The organism is Streptomyces corynorhini (genome assembly GCF_003346515.1).
Classification (GTDB): domain Bacteria; phylum Actinomycetota; class Actinomycetes; order Streptomycetales; family Streptomycetaceae; genus Streptomyces; species Streptomyces corynorhini.
Map to the genome: position 1 here is coordinate 1 of NZ_QQNA01000413.1, position 7,788 is coordinate 7,788.

Here is a 7,788-nt window from a genome sequence, read left to right on the forward strand (position 1 = left end):
CGTTCGATAGCGCTGACGTCGGCCTGGCCCAGTCCGACGTCAGCGCTATCGAACGCGGCCTGCGCCTGGTCCAGAGCGTCGACGTCCTGATCCGCATCGCCACTGGCTTGAACATTCCGCTCGTACTCCTGGGCCTCACAGACGCGAGTAGTAAGGCCGTGGAACCCGGCTTTGAGGAGTGCATCGCCGCCGATCCGCTTCGCACGGCCGCTAGGGTGGCCGAAGCCGAGCAGGAGGACGATGTGCGACGCCGTGAACTTATGGCTGGTGCGCTGGGTGTCGGAGCCGGATTGATCTCCGGCAGCGGCGACGATGTCGCAGCCGCTCAACCAGCTGCGAATCCCGCCGCGGCCATGGAAAGCGCCTTATTCGAACCCGTCATCGGGCAGCCCACCGATTTGCGCTCGCTGCACACATCGCTGAGCGCGGCGCGGTCAGCGTTCTCCAACGCGCGCTATTCCGAGCTGGGGCAAGCACTTCCCTCCCTGATCGCTACAGCGGAGGCAACCCGCGATGCTGCCGTAGGACAACGACGAGAACACGCCCAGACGGTAGTCGCCCGCTCGTACGTGCTGGCCACCGAACTCGCCGTCAAGCAGCACTCGGAAGCAGCCTGGGCCACGGCCGACCGCGCACTCCTCGCCGCGCGCGCCAGCGGCTCCCCCCAGGCCATCAGCGAGGCAGCCCGCGTCTTGGCCATCACCATGCGTCGCGCCGGGCGCAGCCGCGCAGCTGTGGACTTCCTCGCTCGCACTGCTACATCTCTGGGAGCCGGGAAAGGCTTTGCTTCTGCTGAGGCTCTCGCTGCGAAGACCTGTCTGCTGATGACGGCCGCGTACACCGCCGCCTCCGGGAAACGGCGCAGTACCGCCCTCGACCTGCTTCAAGAAGCAGAGGAGACGGCCGGGCGCATGCCAATCGGCGAAAAGCCGACCGGACTCTTCACGATCTCGGCCAGCCCCGCCGAGTGCGCCATGTACCGGATCAGCAGTTTCACCGTGCTCGGCACTCCGGACGACGCCATCCCGTATGTCACACAGGTCAACACCGCACAACTGGCGTCCACCGAACGTGTCGCACGCTATTTGACGGACACCGCCCGTATGTGGCATCAGCTCGGCGACAACCACCGCACCTTCAGTGCACTCCGCGCCCTCGAAGCCACCGCACCCGAAGAAGTCCAGCGGCCCGCGCTGCGCGCACTTACCGCTGACCTCCTCTACGCACCCCAAAATCTACCTGGACTAAGGGTGTTCGCCGTGCGAACCGGAGCAGCGGTCGTCTGATCCGTTTCCCGGATCTTTCCCGAGCCTTCCGAGGAGGCGTGTGGAGCGGGGGTATTGGGGCGGGACCTCGCGTCCTCACCGACCGGACCGGCGAACTCACTTCCGCCACCTCCCACTTCGTCGTACCGGGGTCAGATCGCCTTCCCCGGGTTGAGGATCCCGTACGGGTCGAACGCCGCCTTCACCCGGCGCTGCAGCTCCAGCGCGTCCTGGCCCAGCTCCTGTGCCAGCCACCGGCGCTTGAGCGTGCCCACCCCGTGCTCGCCGGTGAGCGTGCCGCCCAGCCGCAGTGCCGTCGTGAAGATGTCGGAGGCCGCCGCCCACGCCGCCGCCGGGACCTCGGGGAGTGCGGGGTCGATGACGAGGATGGGGTGGAGGTTGCCGTCGGCGGCGTGGGCGAGGCAGTAGACCGGGACGCCGTGCCGGGCCGATACCGCTTCGATCTCCCGCACCGCGTGGGCCAGTCGGGACCGGGGTACGGCGATGTCCTCGATCAGCGGACGGCCCAGCCGTTCCAGGGCGGGCAGCGCCAGTCGGCGTGCGGCGAGCAGGTCCTCGGCCTCCGCCGGGTCGTCGGTCGCCTCGCAGGAGGTGGCGCGGGGGGTGAGGAGTTCCGCCACGCGCGCCGCCTCGGCCGCCGCGCCCGCGCCGTCGCACTGGACGAGCAGCAGCGCGCCGCCCCGGGCGCGCAGGGCAGTGCCCCGCGCGTTGTCGATCGCGGCGAGGACGGGACCGTCGAGCAGTTCGGCCATGGCGGGCTCGATCCGGGCGGCGGTCAGCGCGCTCGCGGCCCCGGCGGCCTCCTCGAAGGTGCGGAAGTACGCGGCGAGTGTGGAGGTCGCCACCGGGACCGGCCGCAGCCGCACCGTCGCCGCCGTGATGACGCCGAGGGTGCCCTCCGAGCCGGTGAGCAGCGCGGTCAGGTCGTATCCGGTGACGCCCTTGACGGTACGGCGGCCGGTGCGGATCGCGGTGCCGTCCGCCAGTACGGCGTCGAGGCCGAGCACGCTGTCGCGGGTCACGCCGTACTTCGCGCAGCGCAGCCCGCCCGCGTTGGTGGCGATGTTGCCGCCGACGGTCGAGATGGCGGCGCTCGCCGGGTCGGGGGCGTAGCGCAGCCCGTGCGCGGCCGCGGCGCGGTCGAGTTCGGCGGTGATGACGCCGGGTTCCACGACGGCGAGCTGGTCCTCTGGGGAGATCTCGACGATCCGGTTCATCCGGGTGAGGTCGAGGACGAGGGTGCCCTCCGACGCGGTGGCGCCGCCCGAGAGACCGGTGCCCGCGCCGCGCGGCACGACGGGGACGCGCAGCGCGCCCGCGTGCCGCAGGGTGGTCCGTACGTCGTCGGCGTGCGCGGCGTGCACGACGGCGAGCGGCCGGCCGTCGGGGCGTGCTCCGGAACGGTCCGTGGCGTAGGGGACGGTGGCCAGGGGGTCGGTGGTGAGCCGGTCGGGGGCGAGATCGCGGGCCAGCAGACCGAGCAACCGGGCCGCCGCCTCGGCCTGTTCGGTGGGCTGGTGCGGTTGTTGCGGTTGGTGGGGCTGGTGGGGTTTTTGGGGCTGTTGTGGTGGGTGGGGTTGGTGTGCATCACGGGGTGGGTGTTGTGGCGTGACGGTCATCGGTTCTCCTGCTCTGCGGACTCCCGCGGCTCCGCGACCGGTCCCACCCGGCCGGCGCGGTGTCCGCCCGGGTAGCGGGCGGAGCGCGGCGGTTCCGCGGACACGGGGCATGGGATTCCTTGCGATCCCTTGAGGTTCCAGGGGGCGGTGTAGGCGGTGTAGGCGGTGCGTACGGCCGTACGCCCACCGGTCAGGCGGCGGCCTTCGCCTCGGCGGCGGCGCGCGAGGCCAGCTCCTGCCGTACCAGCGGCAGTACGTAACGGGCGTAGTCGATCGCGTCGTTGAGCGGGTCGTAGCCACGGATCGACAGCAGCTCGCAGCCGATGTCCACGTAGTCCAGCAGCGCGGCGGCGACCGTCTCGGGCGAGCCGACGAGCGCGGTCGACGACCCGGCCGCGTTGGTGGCCGTGGCCAGCGGTGTCCACAGCGCGCGGTCGTGCAGATCGCCGCGCGCCGCGATGTCCAGCAGCCGCTGCGAGCCGACATTGGCCGGCCGGCCCGTGCCCGGGGCCGGGTAGTGGTGGGAATGGTCGTCCTTGAGCCGCTCGGCGGCGCCCTCCCTGACCTTGCCGAGAACACGCTGCGCCTTCTCCCAGGCCAGTTCGTCGGTCGGCGCGATGATCGGCCGGAACGACACCCAGATCCGCGGCCGGGGCCGTCCCGCCGCGTCCGCGACGGCGTTGACCGAGGCGATCTGCTCGGCGGTCTCCTTCAGCGGCTCGCCCCACAGGCCGAAAATGTCGCCCTGCTGCCCGCCCACCCGGTACGCGTCGGCCGACGAGCCGCCGACCGAGATCGGCAGGGTCCCGTTCACCGGCGACACATCGGAGACGAAGTCCTCGAAGCGGTAGTGCGCGCCCTCGTGCGAGACGGGCCCCTCGGCCGACCACACCTTGCGCAGGATCTGTATGTACTCGTCCGAACGCTCGTACCGCTGGCTCTTGTTGAGGTAGTCGCCCTCCCGGCGCTGCTCCTGGTCGCTGCCGCCCGAGATGATGTGCACGGAGAGTCGGCCGTTGCTGATCCGGTCCAGGGTGGCGAAGGCGCGCGCCGCGTGCGTCGGGAAGATCACCCCGGGGCGGTGGGCGAGCATCGGCTTGAGGCGCTCGGTGTGCTGCGCGACGAACTGCGCGACCTGGAGCGCGTCGGCGGACGACGAGTGGTAGGCGACCAGCGTGTAGTCGAAGCCGCCGTCGTCCAGGGCGCGGGCGTAGCGGCGGGTGTGGTCGGGGTCGATGCCCCGGCCGAAGGTGGAGGTGCCGTCGAAGGCGGGGTTGGGGTGGATGGCGCTGATGAACTCGACCGGCATGGCGAGCGGACTCCTTTGCCTGGGAGAAGAGAAGGGAGGAAGGGCGCGCTACTTCGGGTAGAGGCCGCTGTCGACCGAGTCGGCGACCGTGACGTTCGGGTCGAGGACCTTGATCGAGTGCATCGTGTCGGCGACCTTCTGCACCGCGCCTGTCACCTCGGGGGTGATCGGGACGAGCCGGCCGTAGCTCTGGCTCACGATGGTCTTCGCGACGTCGGCGGACGCCCCGTTGTTCTCGCTGATGGCGGTGGCGTACTGGTCAGGATGGGACCTGGCCCACTCCAGCGCCTTGCCGATGCGCCGGAGCGCGTCCGTGAGCGCGGTCTTCTTCGCGCTGTCGGCGAGGGCCTTGTCGGACGCGCCGATGAAGCCGTACCCGCTGACCCGGCCGTCCTCGCCGTTCACGATCTCCCGGCCGCCCTGCTGGGTGGCCACCGCCTTGTAGACGCCGAAGATGGCCCAGGTGTCGATCTTCCCGGCGCTGAAGGCGGCCTGCGCGTCGGTCGGCAGCAGATACCGGACCTTGACGTCCGCGTACGAAAGCCCCGCCTGCTGAAGGGCGTTGGCGAGCAGATACTCGGAGATGCTGCCCTTGGCCGACGACACCACGACCGTCTGCCCCTTCAGGTCCGCCACCTTCCTGATCTTCGAGTTCTTCCGGACGACGATGCCCACCGCCGTCCCGTCGTTGCGCAGCCCGGCGACCGCCTTGACCGGCACACCGCCGCTGAGCGCCTGCAGGGTCGGCAGATCGGCGGCGTACGTGGTGTCGACCGCGCCGGCCTGCGCCGCCTGGAACAGCGGGGCCGCCCCCTCGAACTCGGCCCACTTCACCGTGTACGGCGCGTTGTCGAAGGCGCCCGAGGCGTTGGCCAGGGTCTGCAGGTTCTTCGCCTGGTCGCCGAGGACGAGCGTGGTGCCCGCACCGGCCTCACCGCCCGCCGCGGCACCGGACGCGGCGGCGTCCGTGCCCGTACCGCATCCGGCGGTCGTCAGGACGAGCCCGGCGAGGGCGAGTACGGCGGCGCCCGCGCGGACGCCGAAGTGGCTCCGGCGGGCGGGCGCGCCACCACGGACGAGGGGAGTACGGCGGATCATGACACGGTCCTTTCCAGGGGTACGGCGCTCCGCGCGCCGTCCGGTACCTCGGCCGAGGCGTCACGTACGCCCAGCCAGGCCAGCAACTGGGCGCGCAGCGCCACGAATTCGGGTGAACCGAGCGAGCGCGGCCGGGGCAGATCCACGGTCACCTCGTGCGCGATGGCGCCCGCGTCCATCACCAGGACCCGGTCGGCCAGCAGCAGCGACTCCTCCACGTCGTGCGTGACCAGGAGGATCGAGCAGCCGTGTCGCTGCCACAACTCACCCACCAGTCGCTGCGCCTTGACCCGGGTCAGCGCGTCCAGCGCGCCGAACGGCTCGTCCAGCAGCAGCAGTTCGGGATCGCGCACCAGCGCCCTGGCGAGCGAGACGCGCTGCGCCTCCCCGCCGGAGAGCGTCTTGGGCCACACGCCCGCCCGCTGCTCGATGCCCACTTCGGCGAGATGGCGGGTGGCCAGCTCCCGGTCGGGCGTGCCCGGCAGCCCCAGGACGACGTTGCGCCACACCCGTAGCCACGGCATCAGCCGGGGCGACTGGAAGGCGGCGGAGCGGCGGGCCGGTACGGTCACCTCGCCGCTGATGGAGTCGTCCAGCCCGGCGAGGACGCGCAGCAGGGTGCTCTTGCCGCAGCCGCTCTGGCCGAGCAGCGCGACGAACTCGCCCTTCCCGATGGTGAGATCGAGCCCGTCGATGACCGTCCGGCCGTCGAAGGACCGGGTCAGTCCCTTGATCTCCACACTGGCTGTACTGGCCGCATCGGCTGTACTGGCCGCACCGGCCCGTCCGGTTGGGGTGGGCCCCTTGGTGGTCTCCGTGCTCATCGTGTCCTCACGCCCCGTCGCCGTCGAAGGAGGCCCGCCAGGTCAGCAGGCGCCTGGAGAGCAGCCGTACGACGAAGTCGCAGAGCAGCCCCAGGACCGCGTAGACCGCGAGGCAGAGCACGATCACGTCCGTACGGAAGTACTGCTGTGCGTTGCTCATCAGATAGCCGATGCCGTTGCCCGCGTTGACCTGTTCGGCGAAGACGAGCGCCAGCCACGCGGTGGACAGCGCGTACCGCAGCCCGATCAGCGCCCCGGGGAGCGCGGAGGGCAGGATCACGTACCGGATCAGCCCGAGGCGGCCGAGCCCCAGCATCCGGGCGGCCTCGATGAGCTGGGAGTCGGCGGAGCGGATCCCGCCGTAGATGTTGAAGTAGAGGGGATAGGTGACCCCCAGCGCGACCAGCGCGATCTTCGGTGTCTCGTCGATGCCGAACCAGACGATGAACAGCGGGATCAGCCCGACCCAGGGGATCGCGCGGAACATGCCCATCGAGGAGTCGATGACGTCCTCGCCCAGCCGGAACAGCCCGGCGGCCAGCGAGAGCGCGAGCGCGATCACGGCGCCGATCACGAAGCCGGTCGCGGCCCGCTTGCCGGACGCGGCGATGGCGCTGGGCAGTTCACCGCTCGCGGTGAGGTCCCACGCCTGGCGTACGACATCGACCGGCGAGGCCAGGACGTTCGAGGGCAGCGCCCCCGTCGTACTGGCGAGGTACCAGGCGAGCAGGACGCCGACAGGACCGCTGGCACGCCGGACCCAGCGCGGCACGCGCCGCCGACCGGTGTCGCTCCCGCCGCTTCCGCCGCCGCGTTGCCGGGCGGGCCGGATGGTGAGCCGGGCGCCGGGGGCGGCGGCGTGCTCGGTGGCGGACGGCGAGGAGGCGTCCGGGACACCGGGGATACCAGGGGTGTCCGGGACGTCCGGGACGTCCGGGACGTCCGGGGTATCCGGGGCGTCCGGGGTGTCCGGGGCTCTGCCCTCGGAGGGCCGTCCGGGCGGGGCGGTGCCGGTGGCGGTGTGCTCCTGCACTGACATCGGGTTCCTCTCGATCAGCCGGGTCGGTGGCCGGTGGCGGCGGGACGTGCGGGGTCGGCGGACCAGGCGGACCAGGAGCCGGGGAAGAGCGCGGCGTCCGTGCCCGCGAGGGCGAGCGCGGCGATCTGGTGGGCGGCCGTGACGCCGGAGCCGCAGTACACGCCGATGGGGGAGGAGCCGTCGGCGCCGAGCGCGGCGAAGCGGGCGCGGAGCGCGTCGGGCGGCAGGAACGTACCGTCGGACGCGAGGTTCTCCCCGGTGGGCGCGGAGCGGGCGCCCGGCACATGGCCGGCGCGCGGGTCGACGGGTTCGCGCTCGCCCCGGTAGCGCTCGGCGGCGCGCGCGTCCAGCAGGGTGCCCCGGCGGGCCAGCGCGGCGGCCTCGTCGGCGTTGACGACCGGGAGATGGCCGCCGGTGAGGACGGCGTCCCCCGGCTCGCGCGGTACGGGCTCGCCGGTCTCCAGCGGCAGCCCGGCCGCCCGCCAGGCGCCCAGCGCCCCGTCCAGCAGCGTCACGTCCGCGACCCCCGCCCACCGGAGCAGCCACCAGGCGCGGGCGGTCGTCGTCCACGACGACAACGGCAACACCGCCGCCGCCCGCGCCTGGTGGCTGC

Annotated in this window: 7 protein-coding genes; 1 reads left to right on the forward strand and 6 read right to left on the reverse strand. The window is 72.1% G+C overall.

Translation table 11 applies throughout. The annotated features are described in order from the left end of the window. Positions 1 to 1,286, forward strand: a 1,286-nt coding sequence (locus tag DVH02_RS33695; protein ID WP_233518628.1) for an XRE family transcriptional regulator, incomplete at its 5' end; no start/stop codon positions are given. A gap of 131 nt (positions 1,287 to 1,417) precedes the next feature. Here the strand turns inward: DVH02_RS33695 and DVH02_RS33700 are convergent. The 6 genes from DVH02_RS33700 to DVH02_RS33725 all read right to left on the reverse strand — a co-directional run. After that, positions 1,418 to 2,905, reverse strand: a complete 1,488-nt coding sequence (locus DVH02_RS33700; protein WP_114627633.1) for an FAD-binding oxidoreductase — start codon at positions 2,903 to 2,905, stop codon at positions 1,418 to 1,420. 190 nt (positions 2,906 to 3,095) lie between these two features. Beyond that, positions 3,096 to 4,214, reverse strand: a complete 1,119-nt coding sequence (locus DVH02_RS33705) for an LLM class flavin-dependent oxidoreductase (protein WP_114627634.1) — start codon at positions 4,212 to 4,214, stop codon at positions 3,096 to 3,098. 48 nt (positions 4,215 to 4,262) lie between these two features. Next, on the reverse strand, positions 4,263 to 5,312 hold the full coding sequence (locus tag DVH02_RS33710) for an ABC transporter substrate-binding protein (RefSeq protein ID WP_114627635.1): 1,050 nt from the start codon (positions 5,310 to 5,312) through the stop codon (positions 4,263 to 4,265). Continuing rightward, the gene (locus DVH02_RS33715) at positions 5,309 to 6,136 is read right to left on the reverse strand and encodes an ABC transporter ATP-binding protein (protein WP_114627636.1); all 828 of its coding nucleotides are present in this window, start codon (positions 6,134 to 6,136) and stop codon (positions 5,309 to 5,311) included. The genes DVH02_RS33710 and DVH02_RS33715 overlap by 4 nt, the downstream gene beginning before the upstream one ends. A gap of 7 nt (positions 6,137 to 6,143) precedes the next feature. After that, complete coding sequence (locus DVH02_RS33720) at positions 6,144 to 7,175, reverse strand: ABC transporter permease (RefSeq protein WP_233518629.1); 1,032 nt, start codon at positions 7,173 to 7,175, stop codon at positions 6,144 to 6,146. 14 nt (positions 7,176 to 7,189) lie between these two features. Then, positions 7,190 to 7,788: sulfurtransferase (locus DVH02_RS33725; protein WP_147286204.1), on the reverse strand; the 599-nt coding region annotated here is incomplete at its 5' end.

Coding starts and splice junctions, on each gene's coding strand:
- DVH02_RS33710 (WP_114627635.1), bottom strand. CDS start 5,312: ATGATCCGCCGTACTCCCCTCGTCCGTGGTGGCGCGCCCGCCCGCCGG.
- DVH02_RS33700 (WP_114627633.1), bottom strand. CDS start 2,905: ATGACCGTCACGCCACAACACCCACCCCGTGATGCACACCAACCCCAC.
- DVH02_RS33720 (WP_233518629.1), bottom strand. CDS start 7,175: ATGTCAGTGCAGGAGCACACCGCCACCGGCACCGCCCCGCCCGGACGG.
- DVH02_RS33705 (WP_114627634.1), bottom strand. CDS start 4,214: ATGCCGGTCGAGTTCATCAGCGCCATCCACCCCAACCCCGCCTTCGAC.
- DVH02_RS33715 (WP_114627636.1), bottom strand. CDS start 6,136: ATGAGCACGGAGACCACCAAGGGGCCCACCCCAACCGGACGGGCCGGT.